The 25894-nt window shown below is 74.2% G+C and carries 23 protein-coding genes; 8 read left to right on the forward strand and 15 right to left on the reverse strand.

Translation table 11 applies throughout. The features are described from left to right. The first annotated feature begins 67 nt into the window (after window positions 1-67). Window positions 68-1270, forward strand: coding sequence for a flavin-containing monooxygenase (locus ACFIF2_RS18905; protein WP_395574059.1), 1203 nt, complete (start codon window positions 68-70; stop codon window positions 1268-1270). Window positions 1271-1308: 38 nt separating this feature from the next. Here the strand turns inward: ACFIF2_RS18905 and ACFIF2_RS18910 are convergent, their stop codons facing one another. Next, window positions 1309-2625, reverse strand: coding sequence for an MFS transporter (locus tag ACFIF2_RS18910; RefSeq protein ID WP_395574061.1), 1317 nt, complete (start codon window positions 2623-2625; stop codon window positions 1309-1311). Window positions 2626-2695: 70 nt separating this feature from the next. Between ACFIF2_RS18910 and ACFIF2_RS18915 the strand changes: the two genes are divergently transcribed. After that, window positions 2696-3712 (forward strand): GlxA family transcriptional regulator, encoded by a 1017-nt coding sequence (locus ACFIF2_RS18915; protein ID WP_395574063.1) that lies wholly within the window; start codon window positions 2696-2698, stop codon window positions 3710-3712. 367 nt (window positions 3713-4079) lie between these two features. Here ACFIF2_RS18915 and ACFIF2_RS18920 read toward each other — a convergent pair whose 3' ends face one another. The 3 genes from ACFIF2_RS18920 to ACFIF2_RS18930 all read right to left on the reverse strand — a co-directional run bounded on the left by ACFIF2_RS18920 (window position 4080) and on the right by ACFIF2_RS18930 (window position 6123). Then, window positions 4080-4583, reverse strand: coding sequence for an ATP-binding protein (locus ACFIF2_RS18920; protein ID WP_395574065.1), 504 nt, complete (start codon window positions 4581-4583; stop codon window positions 4080-4082). 567 nt (window positions 4584-5150) lie between these two features. Continuing rightward, the gene (locus ACFIF2_RS18925) at window positions 5151-5663 is read right to left on the reverse strand and encodes an EF-hand domain-containing protein (protein ID WP_395574067.1); all 513 of its coding nucleotides are present in this window, start codon (window positions 5661-5663) and stop codon (window positions 5151-5153) included. A gap of 79 nt (window positions 5664-5742) precedes the next feature. Continuing rightward, window positions 5743-6123, reverse strand: a complete 381-nt coding sequence (locus ACFIF2_RS18930; protein WP_189233881.1) for an STAS domain-containing protein — start codon at window positions 6121-6123, stop codon at window positions 5743-5745. A gap of 366 nt (window positions 6124-6489) precedes the next feature. Here ACFIF2_RS18930 and ACFIF2_RS18935 point away from each other — a divergent pair, with 366 nt between their 5' ends. Beyond that, a complete protein-coding gene (locus ACFIF2_RS18935; protein ID WP_395574069.1) occupies window positions 6490-7080 on the forward strand; it encodes a sigma-70 family RNA polymerase sigma factor in 591 nt (196 codons plus the stop codon). Beyond that, the gene (locus tag ACFIF2_RS18940; RefSeq protein ID WP_395574071.1) at window positions 7077-8285 is read left to right on the forward strand and encodes a maleylpyruvate isomerase N-terminal domain-containing protein; all 1209 of its coding nucleotides are present in this window, start codon (window positions 7077-7079) and stop codon (window positions 8283-8285) included. The genes ACFIF2_RS18935 and ACFIF2_RS18940 overlap by 4 nt, the downstream gene beginning before the upstream one ends. A gap of 190 nt (window positions 8286-8475) precedes the next feature. On the opposite strand, the gene purU is transcribed toward ACFIF2_RS18940, so the two are convergent. After that, on the reverse strand, window positions 8476-9372 hold the full coding sequence (gene purU, locus ACFIF2_RS18945) for a formyltetrahydrofolate deformylase (protein ID WP_395574073.1): 897 nt from the start codon (window positions 9370-9372) through the stop codon (window positions 8476-8478). Window positions 9373-9433: 61 nt separating this feature from the next. Next, window positions 9434-9934 carry a hypothetical protein gene (locus ACFIF2_RS18950; RefSeq protein ID WP_395574075.1) on the reverse strand — a complete coding sequence of 167 codons (501 nt, stop codon included), beginning with the start codon at window positions 9932-9934 and terminating at the stop codon, window positions 9434-9436. A gap of 117 nt (window positions 9935-10051) precedes the next feature. Between ACFIF2_RS18950 and ACFIF2_RS18955 the strand changes: the two genes are divergently transcribed. After that, window positions 10052-11368, forward strand: a complete 1317-nt coding sequence (locus tag ACFIF2_RS18955) for an ABC transporter substrate-binding protein (RefSeq protein ID WP_395574077.1) — start codon at window positions 10052-10054, stop codon at window positions 11366-11368. Between the two features lie 33 nt (window positions 11369-11401). On the opposite strand, the gene ACFIF2_RS18960 is transcribed toward ACFIF2_RS18955, so the two are convergent. Further along, a complete protein-coding gene (locus ACFIF2_RS18960; protein ID WP_395574079.1) occupies window positions 11402-13240 on the reverse strand; it encodes a hypothetical protein in 1839 nt (612 codons plus the stop codon). Between the two features lie 201 nt (window positions 13241-13441). Then, window positions 13442-14827, reverse strand: coding sequence for a transcriptional regulator (locus tag ACFIF2_RS18965; RefSeq protein ID WP_395574081.1), 1386 nt, complete (start codon window positions 14825-14827; stop codon window positions 13442-13444). Between the two features lie 304 nt (window positions 14828-15131). Here ACFIF2_RS18965 and ACFIF2_RS18970 point away from each other — a divergent pair, with 304 nt between their 5' ends. Further along, entirely contained in the window at window positions 15132-15785 is a 654-nt protein-coding gene (locus ACFIF2_RS18970; RefSeq protein ID WP_395574083.1) for a bifunctional DNA primase/polymerase, read from the forward strand. Window positions 15786-15820: 35 nt separating this feature from the next. Here ACFIF2_RS18970 and ACFIF2_RS18975 read toward each other — a convergent pair whose 3' ends face one another. Then, window positions 15821-16702 (reverse strand): alpha/beta fold hydrolase, encoded by an 882-nt coding sequence (locus tag ACFIF2_RS18975; protein WP_395574085.1) that lies wholly within the window; start codon window positions 16700-16702, stop codon window positions 15821-15823. Window positions 16703-17309: 607 nt separating this feature from the next. Beyond that, window positions 17310-18002 (reverse strand): metal-dependent transcriptional regulator, encoded by a 693-nt coding sequence (locus tag ACFIF2_RS18980; RefSeq protein WP_395574087.1) that lies wholly within the window; start codon window positions 18000-18002, stop codon window positions 17310-17312. Between the two features lie 211 nt (window positions 18003-18213). On the opposite strand from ACFIF2_RS18980, the gene ACFIF2_RS18985 reads away from it, so the two are divergent. Next, window positions 18214-18969 carry an SIS domain-containing protein gene (locus ACFIF2_RS18985; RefSeq protein WP_395574089.1) on the forward strand — a complete coding sequence of 252 codons (756 nt, stop codon included), beginning with the start codon at window positions 18214-18216 and terminating at the stop codon, window positions 18967-18969. A gap of 26 nt (window positions 18970-18995) precedes the next feature. Here the strand turns inward: ACFIF2_RS18985 and ACFIF2_RS18990 are convergent, their stop codons facing one another. Both ACFIF2_RS18990 and ACFIF2_RS18995 read right to left on the reverse strand, forming a co-directional pair. Then, window positions 18996-20405, reverse strand: a complete 1410-nt coding sequence (locus ACFIF2_RS18990) for a PAS domain-containing protein (RefSeq protein WP_395574091.1) — start codon at window positions 20403-20405, stop codon at window positions 18996-18998. Window positions 20406-20860: 455 nt separating this feature from the next. After that, window positions 20861-21961: a citrate synthase 2 gene (locus ACFIF2_RS18995; RefSeq protein ID WP_395574093.1), complete on the reverse strand. Its 1101-nt coding sequence runs from the start codon at window positions 21959-21961 to the stop codon at window positions 20861-20863. 261 nt (window positions 21962-22222) lie between these two features. On the opposite strand from ACFIF2_RS18995, the gene pdxH reads away from it, so the two are divergent. Beyond that, window positions 22223-22927 carry a pyridoxamine 5'-phosphate oxidase gene (gene pdxH, locus ACFIF2_RS19000; protein WP_395574313.1) on the forward strand — a complete coding sequence of 235 codons (705 nt, stop codon included), beginning with the start codon at window positions 22223-22225 and terminating at the stop codon, window positions 22925-22927. 37 nt (window positions 22928-22964) lie between these two features. Here the strand turns inward: pdxH and ACFIF2_RS19005 are convergent, their stop codons facing one another. The 3 genes from ACFIF2_RS19005 to ACFIF2_RS19015 are packed head-to-tail and all read right to left on the reverse strand — an operon-like array spanning window position 22965 to window position 25881. Further along, window positions 22965-23594 (reverse strand): TetR/AcrR family transcriptional regulator, encoded by a 630-nt coding sequence (locus tag ACFIF2_RS19005; RefSeq protein WP_395574095.1) that lies wholly within the window; start codon window positions 23592-23594, stop codon window positions 22965-22967. Beyond that, window positions 23582-24316, reverse strand: coding sequence for an enoyl-CoA hydratase family protein (locus ACFIF2_RS19010; protein WP_395574097.1), 735 nt, complete (start codon window positions 24314-24316; stop codon window positions 23582-23584). Before ACFIF2_RS19010 ends, ACFIF2_RS19005 begins: the two co-directional genes overlap by 13 nt. Beyond that, a complete protein-coding gene (locus ACFIF2_RS19015) occupies window positions 24313-25881 on the reverse strand; it encodes a 4-coumarate--CoA ligase family protein (protein WP_395574099.1) in 1569 nt (522 codons plus the stop codon). Before ACFIF2_RS19015 ends, ACFIF2_RS19010 begins: the two co-directional genes overlap by 4 nt. Between the last annotated feature and the right edge of the window lie 13 nt (window positions 25882-25894).

Here is a 25894-nt window from a genome sequence, read left to right on the forward strand (position 1 = left end):
ACCGATCCGCAACCGATTCCGGTCTTGACCGAGACCCATCAAGCGAGGGCTTGATTACGCTCGCCGCATGCCCGACTCCCCAGCGTCCACCGACCCGCGTCCCGCCCACCCCGCGGAGCGCCCCGTGTACGTCATCGGCGCCGGTCCCGGTGGCCTCGCCGCCGCCCAGGCCCTGCGGGCGCGCGGCATACGGGCGGTCGTCCTGGAGCGCGCGGACCACGTCGGCGACTCCTGGCGGCGCCACTACGACCGGCTGCGCCTGCACACCACCCGCCGCCTGTCGGCGCTGCCCGGCCTGCCGATGCCGCGCCGCTTCGGCCGGTGGGTGGCCCGGGACGACGTGATCCGGTACCTGGAGAAGTACGCCGAGCACCACCAGCTGGAGATCGTCACCGGCGTCGAGGTCTTCCGCGTCGAGCCCGCGCCCGACGGCACCGGCTGGCTGCTGCACGCCTCCGGCGGCCGCGAACTGACCGGCGCCGCCGTCGTGGTCGCCACCGGCCACAACCACACCCCGCGCGTTCCGCGGTGGCCCGGCCGGGACGCGTACACCGGCGAGTTGCGGCACGCCGCCGAGTACCGGAACGCGTCCCCCTACGCCGGCCGGGACGTCCTGGTCGTCGGCGCCGGCAACACCGGCGCCGAGATCGCCGTGGACCTGGTGGAGGGCGGGGCGGCCCGGGTACGGCTGTCCGTGCGCACCGCGCCGCACATCGTCCGCCGCTCCACGGCCGGCTGGCCCGCCCAGCACAACGGCGTCCTGGCCCGGCGGCTGCCGGCCCGTCTCGTCGACCGGCTGGCCCGGCCGCTGGCCCGGATCAGCACGCCCGACCTGTCGGCCCACGGCCTGCCCCGCCCGGACACCGGCCTGCTCACCCGGGCGTCCGAGGGCGCGATCCCCGTGCAGGACGTCGGCCTGATCGACGCGGTGCGCCGGGGCCGGGTGGAGGTGGTGGCCGCCGTGGCCGGCTTCGAGGACGGCAAGGTACTCCTGGCCGACGGCACCCGCCTCGCACCGGACGCGGTGATCGCGGCCACCGGTTACCTGCGGGGCCTGGAGCCGCTGGTCGGCCACCTGGACGTCCTCGACGCCCGCGGCAGACCGGTCACGCGCGGCCCCCACGCCCCGCACCACGCCCCGGGCCTCTACTTCACCGGCTTCACCAACCCGATCAGCGGCATGCTCCGCGAACTGGCCATCGACGCGGTCCGCATCGCCCGGGCGGTGGAGAAGCGCCACGCGAACCACGTCTCCCGGCTGCCGGGCTGAGCGGCCCGAGCCACGACAGCGCGGCCACGACAGCCCGGCTACGACAGCACGCTCACCGGTTCCGGTCGGCGCCGGATCACCAGGGCCATCAGGGCCGCCGCCGCGCACAGGGCGCCGGAGGCGACCCAGACCACGTCGTAGGAGCCGAACCGGTCGCGGGCGACGCCGCCGAGGAAGGCGACGAGGGCGGCACCGACCTGGTGGGAGGCGAGGACCCAGCCGAAGACGATCGCGCTGTCGTCGCCGTACTGCTCGCGGCACAGAGCGAGGGTGGGCGGGACGGTGGCGACCCAGTCGAGGCCGTAGAAGACGATGAAGAAGATCATCGGCGGGTGGACGCTCGGCGCGAGCAGGAGGGGGAGGAAGAGCAGGGAGACGCCGCGCAGGGCGTAGTAGACGGCGAGCAGGCGGCGCGGTTCGAAGCGGTCGGTGAACCAGCCGGAGGCGATCGTGCCGACCACGTCGAAGACGCCGATCACGGCGAGCAGCGACGCGGCGGTCGTCAGCGGCATGTGGTGGTCGTGGGCGGCGGGGATGAAGTGGGTCTGGATCAGGCCGTTGGTCGAGGCGCCGCAGATCGCGAAGGTGCCGGCCAGCAGCCAGAACGGACCGGTGCGGGCGGCGGAGAAGAGGACCCGCAGGGCGCGGCGGGCGGCGCCCGGCACGGGTGCGGGCTTGGCCACGAACTCCGTGGCGCCGTACGGCTCGAGGCCCACGTCCGCCGGGTGGTCGTGCAGGAGGAGCCACACGAAGGGGACGACGGCGAGGGCGGCCAGCGCGACCGTGACGGCCGCGGGCCGCCAGTCGTACGTCTCGACGATCCAGGACAGCAGCGGCAGGAAGATCAGCTGTCCGGAGGCGGAGGCGGCGGTGAGGACGCCGGTGACCAGTCCGCGCCGCTCGGTGAACCAGCGGTTGGTGACGGTGGCCGCGAAGGCCAGGGCCATCGAGCCGGAGCCGAGGCCGACCAGCAGGCCCCAGCAGAGGATGAGCTGCCAGGCGGATTCCATCCACACGGTCAGGCCCGAGCCCACCGCGATCACGACCAGGGCGACGGCGACCACGCGCCGGATGCCGAAGCGGTCCATGAGCGCGGCGGCGAAGGGCGCGGTGAGCCCGTAGAGCGCGAGGTTGACGGAGACGGCGGCGCCGATGGTGCCGCGCGACCAGCCGAAGTCCTGGTGGAGCGGATCGATGAGGATGCCGGGCAGGGAACGGAAGGCGGCCGCGCCGATGATCGTCACGAAGGTGACGGCGGCGACCCACCAGGCGCGGTGCACCCGGGCGCGGCGGCGCGGGCGGCCGGGCTCCGGCTGGTGTACGGCATCGGCGGCGGCGTCGGTTGTCTGGGTCACGTCATGAGCTTCGGGCACGGGTTCCGCCCGATCGAGTGGCCCGGAAGTCAGGGTTCGCTAGGATCGGGCCATGACGCCGGACCGTACGCCCCCAGCCCCCCGGCGGCACCGCGTCGTCGTCCTCGCCCTCGACGGCCTGCTCCCCTTCGAACTGGGCATCCCGCAGCGCATCTTCGGGCGCGCCCGGGACGAGCACGGACGCCGGCTCTACGAGGTCGTCACCTGCTCGGTCCGTCCGCCGGGGCCCGTCGAGACCGACGCGGACTTCGCGATCCTGGTCGAGAACGGCCCCGAGGCCCTGGAGGAGGCCGACACGATCGTCGTCCCGGCCTCCTACGAGCTGGGCCCGGTGCACGAGAAGGGCGTCCTGACCGAGGAACTGGCCGCCGCGCTCGCCCGCGTCCGGCCCGGCACCCGCCTGGTGGGGATCTGCACCGGCGGGTACGTCCTGGCCGCCGCCGGACTCCTCGACGGCCGCCCGGCGACCACGCACTGGGCCTCCGCCGAGCACTTCCAGGGACTGTTCCCGAAGGTGCGGGTCGACGCCGACGTGCTGTTCGTCGACGACGGCGACGTGCTCACCTCGGCGGGGGTCGCGGCCGGGATCGACCTGTGCGTCCACATCGTGCGCCGGGACCACGGCACGGCCGTCGCCAACGACGTGGCCCGCCGCACCGTCGTACCGCCCCACCGCGACGGCGGGCAGGCGCAGTTCATCGAGCGGCCGGTGCCCGATCCGCAGCAGTCCTCCACGACCGGCGCCCGCGCCTGGGCCCTCGGCCGCCTCCAGGAGCCGATCCAGCTGCGGGACATGGCGGAGCAGGAGTCGATGTCCGTACGGACCTTCACGCGCCGCTTCCGCGAGGAGGTGGGCGTCAGCCCCGGTCAGTGGCTCACCCAGCAGCGGGTCGAACGGGCCCGGCACCTGCTGGAGTCCACCGCGCTCTCCGTCGACCAGGTGGCGCGCGACGCGGGCTTCGGCACGGCGCAGTCGATGCGGCAGCACCTCCAGGCGGCGCTCGGGGTCACCCCCACCGCGTACCGACGGACCTTCCGGACGGACGCGTCCACAGCCTGTGGACAATGAACGACCCCCGCCACGCAGATCGGTCGTCGGCCGGCGGCGCGGCGCTGTCCGCCCCGAGCATGGCATCGCGCGCCGCCACCCGACTCCGGCGCTCCCGCCCGGCTCCCGTAGCCCCCGAGGAAACCGCCGCCGAATCACGACCCACACTCGTCGAGGATCCCGTCACCGGACCCTCGTCGTCCCCTCGCGGCGAATCGTTGCCTACAAGCGTGAGGAATCGGTCACGATCCGTCAACCGGCGCGGGGTGGTTCATCCCTTACGCCCCGTTCGCCCGGCACGCGCACGGAAGCACGCCCCGGCGCACAGCCGCACGGTCCGGGACAGGCCGGGCCGCCGTGCCCCGGGCGTCCTCTCGCGCCACGGTCACTACACCACTTCGAACGCGAACCCCTCGTACGCCACCGCGCCGCCGCCCTTCCCGCAGGCCGGCGCGGTGTCCTCGCGCTCGGCGCAGCGGTCCAGTTCGCACCAGATGCGCTTGCCGGCGCCCTCGCGGCTCCAGCCCCAGCGGTCGGCGAGGCCGTCGACGAGCGCGAGTCCCCGGCCGCCCGTCTCCTCGCCGTCCACACAACGGGGCACCGGTGCCCGGTCGCTGGCGTCGTCCACCTCGACGCGGACGGTCGCCTCCCCGGCCGGATCCCCGGCCTCCCCCGTCGCCTTCCCCGGCAGCACCAGCCGCAGCACGGCCGAACGGCCGGTGTGCACCACGGCGTTGGTGACCAGTTCCGAGACGAGCAGCACCAGCGTCTCGGCGAGTGGCTCGTCGGCCTGTATTCCGGCCCCCGCCAGCCGTGAACGCGCCCACCGCCGGGCGCGCCCCACTTCCGAGGGGTCGGGCCGTACCTCCAGCTGTACTTGAAGCACCTGCACCGCTCACACCATCCGAACCGGCGGACACAAAGGCTCGCGCCTCATGAGGGCCACGATCGTAGCCATTCTCTGCATGGCCAGAACAACGGCCGGGCCAGGGATCACGGAACGTGAATCCCGTGTGGGACAGCATGGTTGACGTACAGTCACGTCAACAAGCGCTTCGGGCATATTCCAGCGCGAAGGAGTACCCGTGCGGCATACTGTGCGACGCCCGTTCCGGGAAGTCGAACAGGCGGTGGCCGGCGGCCTTTCCACCCTGCGGGGCAGGGCGCACACCGCCGGTTCCGGAGCCGCCCCAGGGGCGGCTCCGGCGCGGCAGGCGCTCGGGACCACTCGCATCCCCCACAAGGTACCGGAGTGTGGCACCGACTCCGGGCCGTGACGGGTCACCCGGCGGAAACGGCCCGGCATCAACGCTCCGTGACGGCACGGCGCCACGATCCGCGACATCCGCACACCTGCGCGCCCGCGCACCCGTGCGTCCGCCCACCCGTGCGTCCGCGCGTCGGACCCGTCGGACCCGTCGGACCCGTCGGACCCGTCGGACCCGTTGTTCGGCGGGTGCTACTCGGGCACGGTGAAGTAGCGGGCGAAGGCCGGGACGATCTCATCCTCCCCCACCTTGCCGTCCCCGTCCGCGTCGAGCGCGGCGGCGACCGACCGGGCGGCCTCCTCGGGCACGCCCAGCGCGGCGAGCACCCGCGCCGCGTCCTCGACGGTGGCGGCTCCGTCGCCGTCGGCGTCCGCGACGTCCAGGGCCGCGTGCAGGAAGGGGCGGGCGATCTCGGCGAACCGGTCCGGGTTGTCCCGCAGCCGCTTGACCGCTCCGGAGACGAACTCCGCGCGGGTGATGCGCTGGTCGCCGTCCCGGTCGGCGATGCCGGCCATGCCCTGCCACAGCGCCTCCGCGCCGCCGTACAGGGCCTGCCCCCGCTCGGAGCGGGCGGCGGTGCCGAACTCGGCGAGCACGGCCTTGGCCGCACCGCTGAAGTCCGCGCGGTCGATGTGCCCGTTGCCGTCCTGGTCGAAGATGTCGAACCGCGCGGCGATCCTGCGTTCGTACTCGCTGTTGACCATGTTCTTCTCCGGCCGCCTCACGTCGTCGGTCTGCGTGTCGCTCGGAGCGTACGACGCCGGGAGCGGCGCCGGGTGCCGTCTACGCGGAGAGCGGGCGCGGTTCGTCGCCGGTCGCCGAGGCGAGGTCGGGGTGGACGTCGAAGAGCCGGCGCACCCCGAGGGCGCCGAGGACGCGGTTGACGTGGGAGCCGTCGACGGCTCCCTGGGCCGGCAGTATCAGGCGCAGCCGGCCCTGGCAGGAGCGGATGAGCCGCCGGGAGGCGATCAGTACGCCGACCCCGCTGGAATCGCAGAACAGGACCTCGGAGAGATCCAGGACGAGACTGTGCCGCCCCTCGGCGACCTCGTCGTGCACGCGCTGCCGCAGCACCGGTGACGTCACCAGGTCCAGTTCGCCCGACACCTGGAGCACGGCCCAATCGCCACGCTCGCCGCCGGTCACATTGAACGTCACCACCATGCCCTTCATCCGTCGGTACGTCCGGAATCAACCGAAACGGAAGCCATGCTTACGCTTCTTGGCCGCGCGCCTGCCCACCGGCAGTGCCCGCAAACGCCGGGGCGGAAACGGGGCCCGATCGAAAGAGGCTTGATTCGCACGGTTTCGATCCTGTTCGATCGTATCCGGTCACCCGGCAGAGGCTGAGAGAGACGTCAGGAGGCTCTATCACCTGCGCACCGCCGGGGGCGCGCATTGACACAAAGGGGCGTGCGCTGTCGGACGTGCCGACTACATTCGGGAGGACGGTGGCCGCAGGCTGGAGCGGGACACGTACGGAACGCGCACGGACCGAGCAGGGACACGCACAGGGGGTGAAGGGGCGGCATGGCGAAGAGGGACGTACCCCTGCGCTGGGACCGCAAGATGCAGCAGCGCCTGGCGCGCGGGGAGGCCGCCGCCCTGGGCGAGCTCTACGACCGGTTCGCCTCGCTCGTGCACGGTCTCGCGCACCGGGTCCTGGACGACGAGCGGGCCGCCGACCGCGTCACGCGCGACGTCTTCGCCCACGTCTGGGAGCATCCGGACTCCTACGACCCGAGGCAGGGCCCGCTGCGTACGTGGGTGGCCACGCTGACCCACCACCTCGCCGTGCAGCGGCTGCGCCACACCGGGACGGCCGCGCTCGCCCGCGGCGGGCCGGGCACCGCCGAGGAGCTGGAGAGCAGGGTGCGCCACGCCTCGGTCGCCGCCCGCGCCGACTACATCGTCCAGTCCATGCCGGCGCCGCTGCGCGCCGCCCTGGAGCTGGCCTACTTCCAGCGGCGCGACTACCGCCAGACCGCCGCCGACCTCGGTGTCACGGAGGACGAGGCCCGGCGCCGCCTCCGCCTGGGCCTCCAGCTCCTGGCCACCGCCCGCGACGCCGCCTCGCCGCGGGCACCCGGGGCGCCCCCGGGGTTCGGGGGTGCGGCGTGACCGACCCGCACGAGGAGAACGGGCACCGGCACTCCCCCCGTCCCGCGGACCCCTCCGACGCCGCCGGAGGGCCACTCGACGGGCCGGACGGGACGGTCACGCTGGAGCACCACGTGCTGACGTCGCTGCTCGGGGCGTGGGCGCTGGCCGCCTGCTCGGCCCAGGAGGCCGCCGCCGTCGAGGAGCACCTCGGGGAGTGCGAGGCCTGCGCCGACGAGGCCCTGCGGCTGCGCGAGGCCGTCGCGCTGCTCCAGCGGCCGGAGAGCCTCGACCTCGACCCCGCCCTGCGCACCCGGGTCCTCGACGGCTGCCTGGAGCGGCGCCCGCCGCGCATCCCGGTGCCCGCGTGGGCGACGCCGTACGACGCCGAGACCGCGCGGCTGGACGCGCTGCTCCAGGACATCGGCGACGCCGAATGGCACGCGCCGGTCCGCCTGCGCTGGTTCGAGGCCGACGGCGCCGCGAGCCGCCGTACCACCGTCGCCGGGGTCATCTCGCACCTGCTGACGGTCGACGGGCTGGTCGCGGTCACCCTGGGCCTCGCCGACCCGCTGGGCGACATCACCGCGTCCACCTCCGCGCCGGCCAACCGCACCGAGGCGTACTGGCGCGCCTCGCACTACCCGCCCACCCGGGCGGTGCGGGCACCCTGGCGCGCGCAGAGCCACGACATCGTCCGGACCGTGTCCTTCACCGGCGACGCGGGCCGCATGCCGGTGTCGTACGGCGACTTCGAGCTGCCGCTGCACGACGCCATGCTGGACCGGGCCTTCGAGTGCTGGGTGCACGCGGAGGACATCGCCGACGCGGTGGACTATCCGTACGAGCCGCCCTCCGCCCGCCATCTCAACCGCATGATCGACCTGGCCGCGCGATTGCTGCCGGGCGTGCTCGCGGCCCGCCGCCGGGCCGGGCTGGCCGCGCCCGGCGCCCGTCCGCACCTGGTCACCGCGGGTGAGCCGGGGCGCAGCCTGCGGCTGGAGATCGAGGGCTCGGGCGGCGGCGAGTGGCTCATCCCGCTCGACTCCCCCGGCGCGGTGGGCTCCGCCGACCACGAGGTGGCGCACGTCGCACTGGACGGCGTGGAGTTCTGCCGCCTGGCCGCGGGCCACGTGCCTCCGGCGGACGCGGCGGCGGGGCAGCTGGGCGACCGCGAGGCGATCAGGGACGTCCTGTTCGCGGCGGCGAGCCTGAGCCGGATGTAGGGGGGTCGCGGATCCGTCTGCGGCCGCGGGTGCGTCGTGGCTGGTCGCGCCCACGCGGCGGAGCCGCACATTCAGTACTGCCCCGCGCCCTTTGAGGGCGTGCGGTGAACGCCCCCTCAGGGGCGCGGGGAACTGCGCGACCAGCCACGACGCGCCCGCAGCCGCCCGCCAGGCAGAACCCCCCGGGCTACTAGGCGAAAACGACCGTACGGCGACCGTTCAGCAGAATCCGCCGCTCGGCGTGCCACTTCACGGCCCGCGCCAGCGCCTGGCACTCCACGTCCCGTCCGACGGCGACCAGCTGGTCCGGCGTGACGTCGTGGCCCACCCGCTCGACCTCCTGCTCGATGATCGGCCCCTCGTCGAGGTCGGCCGTCACGTAGTGCGCGGTCGCGCCGATCAGCTTCACGCCCCGCGCGTGCGCCTGGTGATAGGGCTTCGCGCCCTTGAAGCTCGGCAGGAAGGAGTGGTGGATGTTGATGATCCGGCCGCTGAGCCGCTTGCACAGGTCGTCCGAGAGGACCTGCATGTAGCGGGCCAGGACGACCAGCTCGACGCGCTCCTCGCGCACGATCTCCAGCAGCCGCGCCTCGGCCTCGGCCTTGGTGTCCCTCGTCACGGGGATGTGGTGGAAGGGGATGCCGTACGACCCCACCAGCTCCGCGAAGTCCGTGTGGTTGGACACCACGGCCGCGATCTCCACCGGCAGCGCGCCGATGCGGGCCCGGAAGAGCAGGTCGTTCAGGCAGTGCCCGAACTTGCTGACCATGAGCACGATGCGCATCTTCTCGTCGGCCCGGTTGATCTGCCAGTCCATGTGGAAGGCGTCACCGATCGCCGTGAAGCTGGCCCGCAGCTTGTCCACGGTCACCGGCTCGTCGGCCGAGAAGTGGACCCGCATGAAGAACAGTCCCGTGTCGTGGTCGCCGAACTGCTGGCTGTCCTCGATGTTGCAGCCGGTCATGAACAGGTAGCTCGACACGGCGTGCACGATGCCCTGCTTGTCCGGGCAGGACAGGGTGAGGACGTACTGGTCGGCCGGGGCGGCGACGGCCTGCGGGACGGCGGCGGAGGACTGCTCATTCATGCAGGACAGGGTCCCATATCCGGGCCCGCCGCCCGAGCGCCGTCCCGTCAGGCGGACCGGGTCAGGCGGACCGGGTCAGGATCTGCAGTACCTCCAGCGAGCGCGGCTCCGTCTCCGGGTCCTCGCCGTCACTGGTGGCCAGCCGCACGTGCGCGTCGCGCGCCGCCCGCACCGCCTCCGGCCAGTCCGGGTGGTCGAGGTAGGCGTGCACGGGCGCGTCCGGCCCCACCTGGTGCATGATCCGCAGGACGCGCAGCACGGCGCTGTCGACGAGCGCCGCCTCCTGCGAGTCGCGGAAGACCGTGCCCACGTACTTCTCGGCGGACCAGTGGTCCAGCCAGGTGTCCTCCACCAGCCGGTACACCGCGTCGGTGACGTCGCCGAAGCCGTCCACACCGGCCAGCCAGACGTCCCGCTGGAAGGCGGGGGCGGAGAGCATGTGCAGCGCGGAGCGCACATTGCTGCGCCAGCGCCACCACGGCATGTCGTTGAGTGGCATGCCGCCCATGGTGGAGGAGCGACGGCCACGACGGGAAGAGTTCTCCGAACCTTGCACGGTCATCGATCGTACGTTCCCCTCCGCCCGCGCCCCATCGACCCCCGCAATTCACCCCGGTGTCACCACGCGTTGACCGCAGGTCACTTCCAGGTTAGCCGTGTGGCGGAATCGTGCGGATGCATGACCGGCAGGCGACCCACCCGCAGCACCTTCCTCCGCGGCCCGAGCCGCCGTTCCCGGGCCACCCGCACCGGCGCGCTGTCCGCGGGCGCGCTGGTGGCGTGCGCGTCGCTCGCCGCGGGGTGCGGCATCGTCCCCGGTGCCACGGGGGGCTCCGGGGACGACCCGATCACCGTGATGACCTGGGCGCCGCAGGACACCGGTGCGACCAACAAGCCCGGCATGCCCGCCCTCGCGCAGGCCTACGCCCGCTGGATCAACGCCCAGGGCGGGCTCGGCGGCCGCGAGCTGAACGTGCTGACCTGCAACGACCACAACGACAGCGTCACCGCGGCCAAGTGCGCCCGGCGCGCGGTCAACGAGAACGCGGTCGCCGTGGTCGGCTCCTACAGCCAGCACGCCGACTCCTTCTTCCCGGTGCTGGAGGGCTCCGGCATCCCGTACATCGGCGGCTACGGCATCACCAACGCGGAGTTCACCAGCCCGCTGTCCTACCCGGTCAACGGCGGCCAGCCCGCGCTGCTCGCCGGCCTCGGCAGCGCGCTCGCCGAATCCTGCGGGCCCGTCACGCTCGTCCGCCCCGACACCATCGCGGGCGACCAGCTGCCCGTGCTGCTCGACTCCGGACTGACCTCGGGCGGGCACGAGCGGGCCCACGACCAGCGGGCGCCCGAGGACGCCACCGCCTACGACGGCCAGTCCGGACAGGCGCTGGAGCGGGCGGCCGCCGACCCGGCGGAACCGGGCTGCGTGGTGCCCGTCCTCGGCGACCGCACCGGCACCTTCATGGACTCCTTCCGGCGGGCCCGCGAGGACTACCCCGAGGTGGGCACCGCGACCGTCCTCGGCAGCACCGACCAGTCCACGATCAACGCGAGCGGCGGGGCCTCCGGTCCCTACGAGGGGGCGTACGTCACCGGCTGGTACCCGGCGGTGACCGACCCGGCCTGGGACGGGATGAAGAAGGTCGTCAAGGAGGAGGCGTTCGGCGACAACGACATCGACGCGGCGGACGCCGGGGTGCAGACCACCTGGATCGCGTACACCGTGTTCAAGGAGATCGTCGAGTCGCTGGACGGCGGCGAGGTGAGCGCCTCGGCCATCAGGCGGGCACTGGACGGCGGGCTGAAGGTCGGCACGGGCGGGCTCACCCCGCCCCTGCGGTGGACGTTCGCCGACAAGCTGGCCTCGGTCGGTTTCCCGCGCCTGGTCAACGCCGAGGTCACCTTGCAGGTCGTGCGCCAGGGCCGCCTGGTCTCGGCCCGCGCGGGCGCCGTGAACACCACCCGCATCCTCCAGAACGCGGACGTGGCCTGAGCCCGGGCCCGAGCCCGGGCCCGCCCCGGGCCCTCACAGCTGGGTCGGCTGGCGCTCCGTCAGGCCGTACTGCTTGGCGATGGCGTTCCAGAGCTTGGCGGCCTTGGCCTTCTCCTGGGTGGCCGTGCCGCTGGCCCGGTTGGCCTCCTGCGGCTGGGTGGCGGCCTTGCCCTTCTTGCAGCCCTTCTTGCCGGCCGTCCGGTCGGCCCAGGACGCGTAGTGGTTGTCGGCCGACGCCGAGGCCTGCCACGCCTTGGTGAGGGCGGTGGTCAGCTCGGTGTGCCGGGGCAGCTTGTCCACGGACAGCCGGCTGAGGCTGGTGACCAGCCCGGTGCGCTGCCCGGCGGCGTCGCGCAGGTCCTTGGCCGCCTGGGCCAGGTTGTCGCAGGACCGCACGTCGGCCACCGCGTTGATCACCGTGGTCCGGCTGTTGCCGCTGTGGGCCAGCAGCTTGTCCAGCTCGACGGCCTGCTGCCGGACCGGGTCGACGGACGGCGAGGCGGAGGCCGACGCGGACGCGGACGCGGACTCGGACGCCGGTGCCGTGGCGGACACGGTCTGGTTGCCGCCCTCGTCCTCGTCGCCGCCCCCGCCCGCCATCATCGCGCCGGCGCCGACGCCGACGACGGCGATGCCGACGCCCACGGCCGCGAGCAGCGGCAGGCGGGAACCGGTCCGGCCGCCCCGGCCGCCACCGCCCTCGTGGCCGCGCCGCCGGCCACCGCCACCGCCGCCGGGTCCCTGCGGGGCGTACCCGGCCGGATCACCGGGACGCGGCGGCCGGGGCTCGTCGACGCGGGGCATCTGCTGGGTGGCCGAGGCCGGGCCGTCGGCGCCCGGGGCGCTGCGGAACAGGTTGTCGAACTCGGCGGGCGGCTGCCGCCCCTCCTCACCGCCGGGCGCGGCACCGTACGGCGCCGGGGCGGGGCCGGGGCCGCCGGGCACGGGCGCGATGTACTGGGTGGCCTCGGCGTCGGGGTGCGGGGCCGGCGCGGCGGGGGCCGGCTGGTGCCCGGCCGCGGGCTGTGCGGAGTACTGCGGGGCCCGGCCGAGGAACCGCGTCGACTCGGAGGGCGTCTCGGCGGGTCTCTCCGGGGGCAGCGCGCCCGGAGAGACCGGGGGTATGTACTGCGTCGCGCCCTCGTCCGCGGGCATGCCGACCGGCGGCAGGTACTGGGTGGCGCCCTCGTCGGCGGGCGGCAGCGGCGCCGCCGCCCGGTGCTGGGGCGTCTGGGACTGGGGCTGGGGCTGGGGCGTATGGGGCACGGGCGCCTGCCCGTGCTGCCCGTGCTGCCCGTCCGGCCCCTGCTGCGGCTGTGGCTGCTGCCAGTGCTGCCCCTGCCGGCCGTACTCCTGGCCCGGCTGGCCGTACTCCTGCCCCTGCCGACCGAACTCCTGCCCCGGCTGGCCGAACTGCTGCTGCCCCTGCTCTCCGTACTGCCGGCCGTACGACGGCTGGGCGCCGTACGCCGGGCCGCCGTACGCCGGGGCCTGCGCGCCCTCCGGGGGGAGCGGGCCGGGAGGGGCCTGGGGCGGCAGGGCGCCGGGCGCCTCGGCCGGGCCGCTCTGCGCGGACCAGGCGGGCGGGGCGGCCTGCCGGTCGCTCTCCGGGGATCCCCAGGGCTGGGCGCCGGGCGGCGTGGCCCAGCCCTCGCCCTGGGCGGCCGGGCCCTGCTGCTGCCCGGGACCCCACGGCTGGTCCCATGCCTGGCCGCCGGGCGGCGCCGAGGCGGGCGCGGGCCGGCCGGCCTGCGGGGCCGCGAGGCCGCCTGCCGGGCCCGGCAGCAAGGGCTCGCCGCCGTCCGAGGGCAGCACGATGCCTTCGTGCGCTCTGCGCGCCGAGGGCTCCTCGCCCTGTCCACTCTGCGTCACCGGGACTCCTACGAATGGGGGACCTTCGGAATCGTCGGCTCACGCTACCGGGTCCCCGGAGCCCCCTGCCACGCCGCATGGGGCGTGGACTCCTTCCCTGTGATCGCAGTAACAAAACCGGGCCGCGGCACGCTGTTCATGGCGCATCGCGCTCATCGCGCCCGCGTTTCCCGCCCGTTCACACCGTCGCGACCCGCTCGTTCACGCGGCCGCCTGGAGGTTGAGCCGCGCCCCGAACTCCCTGACCACCGCCTCCTCCCGGTACGGTTCCAGCCGCGCCTGGAAGTCCTCCAGGTACTCGGCGCCCCGGTTCGAGCGCAGCGTCTCGAGAAGCTCGACGGCCTTGGTCGCGGTGGTGCAGGCCTGTTCGACCTCGCGCTGCTGCACCTGCGCCGTGGCGAGCAGCACATGCCCGATGGCCCGCCTGCGGGCCCGCGACTCGGGGTGCCCGTCGAGCGACTGCCGCGCGTACCGCGCCGCCGCGTCGGCCTGGCCGAGGTCCCGGTGGCAGTGCGCCAACTCGTCGGCGAGATAGGCCTCGTCGAAGTGCGCGATCCACACCGGGTCGTCCCCGGAGGCCGGGTCGGCCGCCTCCATCGCGCCGACCGCCCGCCCGGCCGCGGCATGGGCCGACCGCACGTCGCCGAGGAGCGCGTGGCCGCGGGCCTCGGCGGCGTGGAACATCGCCTCCGCGCGCGGGGTCACCCGGCCGCGCGCGCCCTCCTGCGCCGCGCGCGCCAACTGCGCGATCTCACGCGGGTTTCCGAGCTGTGCGGCCAGGTGGCTCATGGACGCGGCCAGGACGTATCCGCCGTACCCGCGGTCGCCGGCCGCCTGCGCCAGCCGCAGCGACTGGATGTAGTACCGCTGGGCCAGGCCCGGTTGCCCGGTGTCCACGGCCATGTACCCGGCCAGCTCGGTCAGTCGGGCGACCGTGGCGAACAACTCCCGCCCCACCGCCTCCCGGTAGGACCCGGCGAGCAGTCCGGAGACCACGCTGTTCAGGTAGTGCACGACGACCGGGCGCACGTGTCCGCTGCCGTACTGGTGGTCGAGGTCCACCAGCGCCTGTGTCATCGCCCGCACCGCCGCCACGTCGGAGGGCCCCACCCGCGGCCCGGCCGAACGCGACACCTGCGAGTCGGGGGCGGAGATCAGCCAGTCCCGGCTGGGTTCGACGAGGGCGGAGGCGGCGACGGAGGAGCCGGACAGGAAGTCCCGGCGCCCCACGTCGCTGCGCCACAGCTCGCAGACCTGCTCGATGGCCCCCAGTACCGTCGGCGAGAACTGGAGACCGACGCCCGACGCGAGGTTCTTGCCGTTGGCCATGCCGATCTCGTCGATCGTGACCGTGCGGCCGAGCTTGCGGCCGAGCGCCTCGGCGATGATCGCCGGTGCCCGGCCGCGCGGTTGCTGTCCGCGCAGCCAGCGGGCCACGGACGTCTTGTCGTACCGCAGGTCGAGACCGTGCTCGACCCCGCACACGTTGACCCGGCGGGCGAGGCCCGCGTTGGAGCAGCCCGCTTCCTGAATGAGCGCCTGCAGTCGTTCGTTCGGCTGCCGCGCGACGAGAGGCCTTGCGGCCATGGCGTAACCCCCATGCGGTCTCATGCGGTCCCGATGCTGTCCCGGCGGACGGAAAAGATCCGGCCGTGAAGATCAATGCCCCGTCGATGTGCCGACAATGCGAGACTTGCGAAGCTTGCAGTGCTTGCGAGGATTGCCGGAGCAACGGCCCGCGCCGGCCCCAGACGTGGCTACCCAGCTCCCCCGGCGAATCCTCCCGCGCGCCCCCACCCGTGCACCCATGCGCCCCGGATGCCGAATCGATGCTCCTCCCCCGCGCGCGCAACCGCCGTAACCCCCGGTGAGCACGGGAGTTGAGTTCCACGTGACAGAGACCATCCCCGGCACCGACGCCGCCCAGATCCCGCAGCAGCGTGGAACATCGCTGCTGGAGACCGCCGTACGTTACGCCGAGGAACGCCACTGGGACGTGTTCCCCGGGACCTGGCTGGAGGCAGCCGACGGGGTGCAGCGCTGTTCCTGTGGGGACCCGGCGTGCGCCGCCCCCGGCGCGCACCCGGCGCGCGAGGACTGGGCGACCCAGGCGACCGGCAGCGCGACCGTCGCCCGGCGCCTGTGGCAGAAGCAGCCGACGGCGTCGGTCCTGCTGCCCACGGGGCGGACGTTCGACGCGATCGACGTGCCGGAGACCGCGGGGTTCCTGGCCCTGGCCCGGATGGAGCGGATGGAGCTGACACTCGGTCCGGTGACGCTGGCACCGGACCGGCGGATGCGGTTCTTCGTCCTCCCGGGCGCCGCGGTGAAGGTACCGGACCTGGTACGGCGGCTGGGGTGGTCGCCGTCGTCCCTCGACCTGACGGCGCTCGGGGAAGGGACGTACGTGGCGGCGCCGCCCACGCGGTACGGGACGCGGGGGGCCGTGCAGTGGGCGTGCCGGCCGACGCCGGCGAACCGGTGGCTGCCGGACGTGGAGGAACTGATCTCACCCCTGGCGTACGCGTGCGGCAGGGACCGTTAGGGACCGCCCGCCGGGAAGTCCGCCGGGGCGTCGCCTCAGGCGTCCCGGAGGGAGTCCAGGAACGGTTCGATGGCCGCCCGCCACGCCTCCGGCTGGTCGTAGTGGACGAGGTGGCCGGCGTCGGCGACCTCCGCGTACTGCCCGCGCGGCAGCACGCGGACCATTTCCTGCGCCTCCGCGCGGCCCAGCTCCCCGTCCAGGCCGCGGACGACCAGGGTCGGGCAGCGGACCTGGGCCAGCTCCTCCCAGTGGGCGTCGTAGACCCAGGTCTCGCGGGACCTGAGCATCTGCTCCGGTTCGAAGACCGGCCGCCAGCCGTCCGGGGACTCGGCCATCACCTCGGCGTAGAACTCGCCCCGGGCCGGGTTCGGGCGCTCCACCCACGGGTCGTCCTCGCCGAACCACTTGCGCACGTCCGCGAGGGTGGCGAACGGGACCGGCCAGGCGCGGAACCACTCGGTCCAGGTGTGCTGCGAGGCACTGCCGAGGGCGGAGGCCCGCATGTCGCAGATGATCAGGCCACGGACCAGGTCGGGGCGCTTCGCGGCGAGCTGCCAGGCGGTCAGCGCGCCCATGGCGTGGCCGATCAGGACGGCGGGTCCGAGACCGAGCTGTTCCAGGGCGGCCTCGACGTCGTCGACGTAGGCGTCCCGCGTGTAGGAGCCCTCCGGGGGCTTGTCGCTGCGGCCGTGGCCGCGCTGGTCGAGGGCGACGGCCCGGTGGCGGGCGGAGAGCCAGCGGGCGGTGGGGGCCCAGTGGGAGGCGCGGCCCATCAGGCCGTGCAGTAACAGCACGCCCGGCAGGTCGCCGCCGGGCCCGGACGCCGGGGGCGCGCTCCCGGTCTTGGGAGGGTCGCCGAACTCCCAGGCCGCGAGGCGTACGCCGCCCGCGCCGGTCACGTCGATGCGCCGCGCCATAGGTCCTGGCACCCCCAAGCTCCGCTCGAACCGCCCGCCCGTCCGTCCGGGTCGGCCGGCCCTGTGAACCGTGTCCTGCCTGCCGTGCCTTGCCGTGCCGTCCCCGCCGTCGTGTCCGCGGCTGTCCGACGCTCGCAGCGTATCGAATGCTTATTCGAAAGCGCCGTTCCGGCCCACAACACCCCTCATTCGAGTGACACCTCTCAGTGATTGATCGCCGCCGCCGAGGGGAGATCTTCAACGGGAGGCGGACCGCTCGGGGAAAACGGTCCGAGGGGATTGACCCTGAGAGCTCGGGGCTCCGGGTCAGCACAGGGGAGGACAGGCCCCGGCGCCACACGGCGCCGGGGCCCTCTCCGTCCGTACGGCAGCCGTGCCCACGGCATCCGTCCCTCCGGCACGCCCCACCCCCTCTCCGGCCGGGCGACATCGCTGTCACGCCACGGCCAAGAGCCCCCTACGTCATATGCCTCACGCCCACAGCCTCGCACGCGCGGCCTGCTCGCGCTGCGATTCCGCGCACCGGTTCCCGGAAACGGCGTGATCTACGCGATCGACGCCGCGACCCGAGACCCCGCGCCCACGGCCGGCCGGCGCCCGGCACCGCTCAGCGCTTGGCGACGAACACGTGGGAGGCGACGTCCGCCGCCAGCTCGGCCGCCTCGCCGCCGCTGCCCACCAGCACGCCGCCCGCGGCCTCGGTCACGCTCACCACCGAGCCGGGCTGCACGCCCGCCCGGCGCAGCGTGTACATCAGCTGCGCGTCCGTCTGGATCGGCTCGCCGATCCGGCGCACGACGACCGTCTTGCCCTCCAGGCCCGGGTCGAGGTCGGCGAGCGACACCATCCCCTCGTCCAGGAACGGGTCGGCGCCGTCCGTCTCGCCCAGCTCCTCCAGGCCCGGGATCGGGTTCCCGTACGGCGACTCGGTCGGGTGGCGCAGCAGCTCCAGCACGCGGCGCTCCACCGCCTCGCTCATCACGTGCTCCCAGCGGCACGCCTCGGCGTGCACCTGCTCCCACTCCAGGCCGATCACGTCGACGAGCAGGCACTCCGCGAGCCGGTGCTTGCGCATCACCCGCGTGGCCAGCCGACGGCCCTCGTCGGTCAGCTCCAGATGCCGGTCGGCCGCCACGGACACCAGACCGTCGCGCTCCATGCGCGCCACCGTCTGGCTGACCGTCGGGCCGCTCTGGTCGAGCCGCTCGGCGATCCGGGCGCGCATCGGGACCACACCTTCCTCCTCCAGCTCGAGGATGGTGCGGAGATACATCTCCGTGGTGTCGATCAGTCCGGACATACGTGCCCCTCGATGAGATTGCCGGAGGCTACGGCCCACCGGCGCGTGCGCTGGCCCTGAACCCAATTCTGACGCATACCACCGACAAGCGTGCCGCGCCGTCCGAAGCCGGGCCGCGCGCGGCCCTCCCCGCCCCGCCGACGCCGTATTGACACCGCACTGGTCCAGACCGCACGGTGATCCGCGACACAGCCACACGAAGGGGCCCCGCATGAGCGACCGCAGGCCGGCCGGCCAGTTCATCGACGCCGCCATCGACCTCCTGCGGCGCGTCCGCGACGAGGAGGCCGACGCGATCGAGGCGGCCGGCACGCTGCTCGCGGACACCGTGGAGAACGGCGGCCGGCTCTTCGCCTTCGGCGCCGGCCACTCCTCCCTCGCCGCCCAGGACGTCGTCTACCGCGCCGGCGGACTCGCCCTGATGAACCTGCTCGCCGTGCCCGGCGTCGTCGGCGTGGACGTCATGCCGGCGACGCTCGGCTCCGCGCTGGAACGCGTCGACGGCCTCGCGAGCGCCGTACTCGACTCCTCGCCGCTGCGTGAGGGCGACGCCCTGGTGATCGTCTCCCTCTCCGGGCGCAACGCCCTCCCCGTGGAGATGGCCGTCAACGCCCGCGCGCTCGGGGTCCGGGTGATCGGCGTGACCTCGGTGGCGTACGCCTCCGAGACCACGTCGCGGCACGCCTCCGGCACCTTCCTCAAGGACCACTGCGACATCGTGCTGGACTCCAAGATCGCCGTCGGGGACGCGGAGCTGACGCTCGACACCGTCCCCGCGCCGTTCGCGCCCGCCTCCACGGTCGTCACCAGCGCCCTCATGCAGGCCGTCATGGCCACGGCCGCCGCCGCCCTCGCCGACCGCGGCGTCGAACCGCCCCTGCTGCGCTCGGGCAACGTCGACGGCGGCCACGACTGGAACGGGCGCGTGCTGGACCGGTACCGGGACCGGATCTTCTACCGCCGCTGACCCGGCCGCGGTGGGCGCGCGTGCGCCTACCGAGGGCCGGGGGCCGACGCGTCGGCCAGGTCCAGCGTCGCCGCGATACGGACCGCCACGTCCTCGGCGTACACCGCGTCGGACCGCTCGAAGGCGCTCCGCCCCGAGCCCCGCAGGAACGTCACCACGCCCAGCGTCCGGCCCCGGCTGCGCAGGACCGCGCACAGGCCGTGCACCGTGTCCGCCGGCCACTGCCGGGCCTCGGCCCACGCCCGCACCCGCTCGGCCGGCACCGCCCGGACACCGGCACTGGCCCGCACCGAACCCGCCCGCTCCACGCACTGCACCGCCGGATGCCCCTCGCCGTAGCGCACCGGCATCCCCGACGTCCCGGCCGGCAGGCTCGGCCCCGGCGCGCCGGACGGCGTGGCGGCGACCCGGACCAGCCGGACCGGCCCCGACGCCTCGGTGTCCACCGCCGCCCCGCCCACGACCCGGTCGATCAGGGCGTGGTCGGCGAACCCGGCGAGCGCGAAGTCCAGGTGGACGACCGCCGCCTCCGCCGGGTCCTCGCACTCGGCCGCGGCCCGCGCCGCGCGGTGCAGCTGGTTGGAGCGGAAGCGCAGCAGGGCCGCCTCCTGCTCGGCCTGCTTGCCCTCCGTGATGTCCTGGAACAGCCAGCCGACGCCCAACGGCACCGGTTCCTCCGCCAGCGGCGAGGCCAGCCGCACGAACCCGCTGCGCCAGCACCGGCGCCGCTCGCCCTCCGGCGTGCGCACGCTCACCCACACCTCGGCGGGCCCGGGCGGCGCGCCCTCCGCCAGCACGTGCGTCAGCGCGTTCTCCAGCTCCTCGACGCCCTGGGCGAGCAGGTCACCGAGCGGCCTGCCCAGTACGGACGTACGCCCGGCGCCGAGCGCGCGCGCCGCGTGGGCGTTCACCACGGCGGGCCGCAGATCCACGTCCACCAGGACGACACCCCAGCTCGCGTCCTCCAGCAGGGCCTCGCTGAGCGCGATGGACCGCTCCAGGTCGATCTGCGCGTGCACCTCGCTGAACGCGCAGTACACCCCCGCCGGCCGGCCGTCGGGCCCGCGTACGGCCGCGGACTGGGTCCGCACCAGGACGCGCCCGCCGTCCTTGGTCAGCAGCGCGAACTCGTGCACCTGCCGTCCGGGCGCCCGCATCGCGGACAGCAGCCGCTCCTCGACCTCGCCCGCGTCGGCGCTGCGCACCGCCCACCCGGCGAAGCCCTGCCGGCCCACCGCCTCGGCCGCGCTCCAGCCGAGGATCCGCTCCGCCTCACGGTTCCAGTGGGTCACGACCCCGTCGACGTCGAAGGCGCACAGGGCCGCGTCCATGCCGTCGAGGAGCGCGGCCAACAGGTCCGCGCCGTCCCGCTCGGGCTGCCCCGGCTCCTCCGGGCCCAGCTCGTCGGTGGCCCCACTACGCCGCGAAGCACTCACCTGGACCCCCTGCAGGCTGCGTCCGCCGTACGGTACGTCGGTTCACTCACTGGCCTTCATTCAACTCGAACGTGATGCAGCACACACCGAGTTCCCGCAAGATTGCCGGAAATCGTTCTTCGCCCTGGGCGGAACGGTAGGTGACCAGCGCGGACACGTCCACGGGAGGCGGCGGGGAATCGAGTCGCGAAAAAGCGATTGATCGAGCGCCGGCCGGTTCCTAGGCTGTGCCGTACACGAGAAGGGAGGTGGTTCGGCAGATGTATGCATACCGGACGCGTGAGGTGACTGCGGGCTAGCGGCCCGCCGCCACACTCTGTGCGGTGCCGGACCAGCGCGTGAGAGAAGCGCGCAGCCGGCCCAATCCCAGCAGTCACCCGACCCGCGAGTCGCCGGTACGTCCGGCCGGCTCCTCCTCTGGAGGAACCCGACTCGCGGGTCGTCTGCGTTCCGGGTCAGTCGTTGATGCCGGCGTAGCCCTCGATCGCGCGGGGGTCGCGGGGGCCCGGGCCGACGTAGCGGGCGGAGGGGCGGACCAGGCGTCCGGTGCGCTTCTGCTCGAGGATGTGGGCGGACCAGCCGGCCGTGCGAGCGCAGGTGAACATCGAGGTGAACATGTGGGCCGGGACCTCGGCGAAGTCCAGCATGATGGCGGCCCAGAACTCGACGTTGGTGGCCAGGACCCGGTCGGGGCGGCGGGCGTGCAGCTCGGCCAGGGCGGCCTTCTCCAGGGCCTCGGCGACCTCGAAGCGCGGCGCGCCCAGTTCGCGGGCGGTGCGGCGCAGGACGCGGGCGCGGGGGTCCTCGGCGCGGTAGACGCGGTGGCCGAAGCCCATGAGGCGTTCGCCCGCGTCGAGGGTCTTCTTGACGTACGCCTCGGCGTCGCCGGTGCGCTCGATCTCCTCGATCATGTGCAGGACGCGGGAGGGGGCGCCGCCGTGCAGAGGGCCGGACATGGCGCCGACGGCTCCGGAGAGGGCGGCGGCCACGTCGGCGCCGGTGGAGGCGATGACGCGGGCGGTGAACGTGGAGGCGTTCATGCCGTGCTCGGCGGCCGAGGTCCAGTAGGCGTCGACGGCGGCGACGTGCTTGGGGTCGGGTTCGCCGCGCCAGCGGATCATGAAGCGTTCGACCACCGACTGCGCCTTGTCGATCTCGCGCTGCGGGACCATGGGCAGGCCCTGGCCGCGGGCGGACTGGGCGACGTAGGACAGGGCCATGACGGCGGCGCGGGCGAGGTCGGCGCGGGCCTGCTCGGCGTCGATGTCGAGGAGCGGTTTGAGGCCCCAGACGGGGGCGAGCATGGCGAGCGCGGACTGGACGTCGACGCGGATGTCGCCGGAGTGGACGGGGATCGGGAAGGGCTCGGCGGCGGGCAGGCCGGGGTTGAAGGCGCCGTCGACGAGCAGGCCCCATACGTTGCCGAAGGAGACGTGGCCGACGAGGTCCTCGATGTCGACGCCGCGGTAGCGCAGGGCGCCGCCCTCCTTGTCGGGTTCGGCGATCTCCGTTTCGAACGCGACGACTCCCTCGAGCCCGGGTACGAAGTCGGACATCAGGCGGCTCCTCGTGATCGTGGTGTGTGGCGACCGGTGCGGCGGCGGTGCGGTCGTCCCCGTGCACCCCCGCCGGGCCCGTCGGATCCACGGTCGCCTCGGCGACTCGCGGTCCTGGCGGTCCCCCCTGTGATGCCCCGTCCGGCCGGCGCTCATCCAACCGGGACGGGACCAGCACGATATCTCCGAGTGCCACCTTTGGGGAGGGGTCGCGGCACTCAGTGCCACCGCGTGACGAAGGACACGGAGGCAGCGGTCCGGATGCGGCAGGATGACGGTGTGACCGACCGCGATGCCGACGCCGCCGTCCCCTTCGATCTCGCCTCGATGCGCAAGCAGTACCGGGCCGAGGGGCTCGCCGAGTCCGAGCTGGCCGCGACGCCCGTGGAGCAGTTCGCACGCTGGTTCAAGCAGGCCGCGACGGACGGCGGGCTGTTCGAGCCGAACGCCATGGTCGTCTCCACGGCGGACGCGGAGGGCCGGCCCAGTTCCCGCACGGTGCTGCTGAAGCACTTCGACGAGCGGGGCTTCGTCTTCTACACCAACTACGACTCCCGCAAGGGCCGTGAGCTGGGCGAGAACCCGCACGTGTCGCTGCTGTTCCCGTGGCATCCGATGGCCCGGCAGGTCATCGTGACGGGCGAGGCGCGGCGGACCGGGCGGGACGAGACCGCCGCGTACTTCCGGACCCGGCCGCACGGCTCCCAGCTGGGCGCGTGGGCCAGCGCGCAGTCGTCGGTGGTGGGGGGCCGGGACGCCCTGGACGCCGCGTACGCCGGGCTGGCGGCGCGTTATCCGGAGGGCGAGCAGGTGCCGGTGCCGCCGCACTGGGGCGGGTTCCGGGTGGTGCCGCGGACGGTGGAGTTCTGGCAGGGGCGGGAGAACCGGCTGCACGACCGGCTGCGGTACGTGGCGGAGGCGGGTACGGGCGGGGGCGGGTGGCGGGTGGAGCGGCTCGCTCCGTGACGGGCGGCTCGCTCCGTGACGGGCGGCTCGGGCCCGTTCAGCCGGACGTCGGGTCCAGGGCCCCGTCCAGGAGCCGCGCCCACTGCTCGACGACCCGTTCGCGGCGGGCCGCGTCGTCGGTGAGGAGGTTGGCGAGGCCCAGGCCGCGGGCCATGTCGAGGAGGCCCTGGACGGTTTCGCGGGCGCCGGGGCGGCTCTCGTCGGCGCCGAGCAGCTCGACGGCGATGCGGTGGGTCTCGCGGCCGACGCGGGCCTCCAGCTCGGTCACCCGGCCGCGCAGCTGCTCCTCGTCACAGGCGGCCACCCACAGGTGGAGGGCGGCGCGGAAGAGCGGGCCGGTGTAGAGGTCGACCAGGGCCAGGACCACGGCCCGGCGTCCGGCGGCCGCCGCGCCCTCGGGGAAGAGGGCGCGCAGGGCGAGGGACCTCTCTTCGGCGACGTACTCCACGGCCGCCGTGAAGAGGTCCTCGCGGGTCGGGAAGTGGTGCTGGGCGGCGCCGCGGGAGACGCCGGCGCGTTCGGCGACGACGGAGACCGTGGAGCCCGCCCAGCCGTGTTCGGCGAGGCAGGAGACGGCGGCTTCGAGGAGCCGCTGCCGGGTGGCCCGGCTGCGGTCCTGCTTGGGGACGCGTTCCGCCGTGTTCACGGTGCCGCTCACACCACCCATTCCGGATCCCGTCGTTCGAGGAAGGCCGTCATCCCCTCGCGGGCCTGCGGGGAGGCGAACAGCCGGGCCGAGAGCGCGGTCAGGTCGGCCGCGTCCCGGTCGAAGGCCTCCAGCACCCTAGCCGTGAGCAGCCGTTTGGTCGCGGCCAGGGCGTGCGGCGAGGCACGGCGCACCCCGTCCAGGACGGGTTCCAGTACGGCGTCCACGTCGTCGCCGGCCGCCGTGATCAGGCCGATCCGGGCGGCCTCGGCGGCGTCGAGGCGTTCCCCGGTGAGGTAGTAACGGGCGAGGGCGCGGGGGTCGGTGCGGGTCAGCAGGGGCAGGGAGATGACGGCGGGGGCCACGCCGACGCGGACCTCGGTGAAGGCGTACGTCGACGTGGTGGACGCGGCGGCGATGTCGCAGGCGGCGAGCAGGCCGAGGCCGCCCGCGCGGACGTGGCCGGTGACGCGGGCGACGACCGGTCGGGGCAGCTCGACGATCTGCCGGAGCAGGGCGACGAGGGCGTCCGGGTCGGGCGGGTCGCGCAGGTCGGCGCCGGCGCTGAAGGTGGTGCCGGTGTGGGTGAGGACGACGGCGCGGACGCCGGGGTCGGCGCCCGCGTCGGCGAGGGCGTCGGCGAGGGCGGTGACGAGGCCGGCGGAGAGGGCGTTGCGGTTGTGCGGGGAGTCGAGGGTGAGGGTCTCGACGCCGCGTTCGCGGGCGCGGGCGACGGTGCTCACGGGCGCTCCCGCAGTTCCCGGCGCAGGATCTTGCCGGACGCGGCCCTCGGCACGCCGTCGATGAAGGTGACCCGGCGGACGCGTTTGTAGGGGGCGACGCGTTCGGCGACGTACATCATGATCTCGCCCTCGGTGGGTCCGGTCGCGGCCGGCCGGCGCACCACGTACGCGTGGGGTATCTCGTTGCCGTCGTCGTCGTGGGCACCGATGACGGCGGCGTCGGCGATGCCGGGGTGGGTGAGCAGGAGGGCCTCCAGTTCGGCGGGGGCGACCTGGAAGCCCTTGTACTTGATCAGTTCCTTGACGCGGTCGACGACGAACAGCCAGCCGTCCTCGTCGACGTGTCCGACGTCGCCGGTGTGCAGCCAGCCGTCCCGGTCGATGAGGGCGGCGGTGGCGTCGGGGCGGCCGAGGTAGCCCTTCATGACCTGGGGGCCGCGGATGAGGATCTCGCCGGACGCGCCGGGTCCGAGGTCCCGGGCGGGGTCGTCGAGGGAGACGATGCGCATCTCGGTGCCGGCGACGAGCTTGCCGACGGTGCCGGGCGGCGCGTCGGTCATGGCGTCCAGGGGGACGACGTGGGTGCCCGGGGACAGCTCGGTCATGCCGTACGCCTGGCCGACGGGCGGCAGGCCGAGCCGCCGGGAGCAGGCGGCGGCGAGCCGGGCGTCGAGGGGGGCGGCGGCGCTGACGAGGTACTTCAGGGACGAGAGGTCGTAGTCGCCGACCAGGGGGTGCTTGGCGAGGGCGAGGACGATCGGCGGGGCGACGTACAGGGCGGTGATGCGGTGGTTCTGGATGGCCGCGAGGAACTGCTCCAGGTCGAAGCGGGGCAGCACGACGACGGTCGCGCCCTGCCGCAGGGGGGCGTTCATGAGGGCGGTGAGGCCGTAGATGTGGAAGAACGGGAGCACGGCGAGGACGCGGTCGCCGGGGGCGGCGGGCATCAGCGGTGCGAGCTGGGCGAGGTTGGTGGCGATCTGCCGGTGGGTGAGCATGACGCCCTTGGGGGTGCCGGTGGTGCCCGAGGAGTACGGCAGGGCGGCGACGTCCTCGGCGGGGTCGACGGCGACGGCCGGTTCGGGTGCGGTCGACGCCAGCATGTCGACGAGGGAGCGGTGGCCGGGCGCGCTGTCGCAGACCAGGATCTCCTGGACGCCGCCCGCCAGTCCGGCGGCCCGGCGGGCGGTGTCCAGCAGGGGGGAGACGGTGACGATCCAGCGGGCCGCGCAGTCCTTCAGCTGCCTGGCGAACTCCTCCGCCGTGGCGAGCGGGTGCACGGTGGTGACCGAGGCGCCCGCGCGGGTGGCGGCGTAGAAGACGAGCGGGAAGGCGACCGTGTTGGGGCTGTGCAGGGCGAGGACGTCGCCCTTGCGGACGCCGGCCTCGGCGAGGGCGGCGGCGACGCGCCGGTGGAACCGGTCCACCTGCTCGTAGGTGAGGGTGGTGCCGTCGGTGCCGTCGATCAGCGCCGGGGCGTCGCCGAAGGCGGCGGCCCCGCCGAGGACCGCGTCGTGGATGGGCAGGTCGACGGGCGGGACGTCTGCGTACGCGCTGCGGAACACGGTTCCTCCAAGG

The sequence above is a fragment of the Streptomyces sp. BK79 genome (genome assembly GCF_044142145.1).
Lineage (GTDB): Bacteria > Actinomycetota > Actinomycetes > Streptomycetales > Streptomycetaceae > Streptomyces.

Coding starts and splice junctions, on each gene's coding strand:
- ACFIF2_RS18905 (WP_395574059.1), top strand. CDS start 68: ATGCCCGACTCCCCAGCGTCCACCGACCCGCGTCCCGCCCACCCCGCG.
- ACFIF2_RS18915 (WP_395574063.1), top strand. CDS start 2,696: ATGACGCCGGACCGTACGCCCCCAGCCCCCCGGCGGCACCGCGTCGTC.
- ACFIF2_RS18925 (WP_395574067.1), bottom strand. CDS start 5,663: ATGGTCAACAGCGAGTACGAACGCAGGATCGCCGCGCGGTTCGACATC.
- ACFIF2_RS18930 (WP_189233881.1), bottom strand. CDS start 6,123: ATGGTGGTGACGTTCAATGTGACCGGCGGCGAGCGTGGCGATTGGGCC.
- ACFIF2_RS18935 (WP_395574069.1), top strand. CDS start 6,490: ATGGCGAAGAGGGACGTACCCCTGCGCTGGGACCGCAAGATGCAGCAG.
- purU (WP_395574073.1), bottom strand. CDS start 9,372: ATGAATGAGCAGTCCTCCGCCGCCGTCCCGCAGGCCGTCGCCGCCCCG.
- ACFIF2_RS18950 (WP_395574075.1), bottom strand. CDS start 9,934: ATGACCGTGCAAGGTTCGGAGAACTCTTCCCGTCGTGGCCGTCGCTCC.
- ACFIF2_RS18955 (WP_395574077.1), top strand. CDS start 10,052: ATGACCGGCAGGCGACCCACCCGCAGCACCTTCCTCCGCGGCCCGAGC.
- ACFIF2_RS18965 (WP_395574081.1), bottom strand. CDS start 14,827: ATGGCCGCAAGGCCTCTCGTCGCGCGGCAGCCGAACGAACGACTGCAG.
- ACFIF2_RS18975 (WP_395574085.1), bottom strand. CDS start 16,702: ATGGCGCGGCGCATCGACGTGACCGGCGCGGGCGGCGTACGCCTCGCG.
- ACFIF2_RS18980 (WP_395574087.1), bottom strand. CDS start 18,002: ATGTCCGGACTGATCGACACCACGGAGATGTATCTCCGCACCATCCTC.
- ACFIF2_RS18985 (WP_395574089.1), top strand. CDS start 18,214: ATGAGCGACCGCAGGCCGGCCGGCCAGTTCATCGACGCCGCCATCGAC.
- ACFIF2_RS18995 (WP_395574093.1), bottom strand. CDS start 21,961: ATGTCCGACTTCGTACCCGGGCTCGAGGGAGTCGTCGCGTTCGAAACG.
- pdxH (WP_395574313.1), top strand. CDS start 22,223: ATGCGGCAGGATGACGGTGTGACCGACCGCGATGCCGACGCCGCCGTC.
- ACFIF2_RS19005 (WP_395574095.1), bottom strand. CDS start 23,594: ATGGGTGGTGTGAGCGGCACCGTGAACACGGCGGAACGCGTCCCCAAG.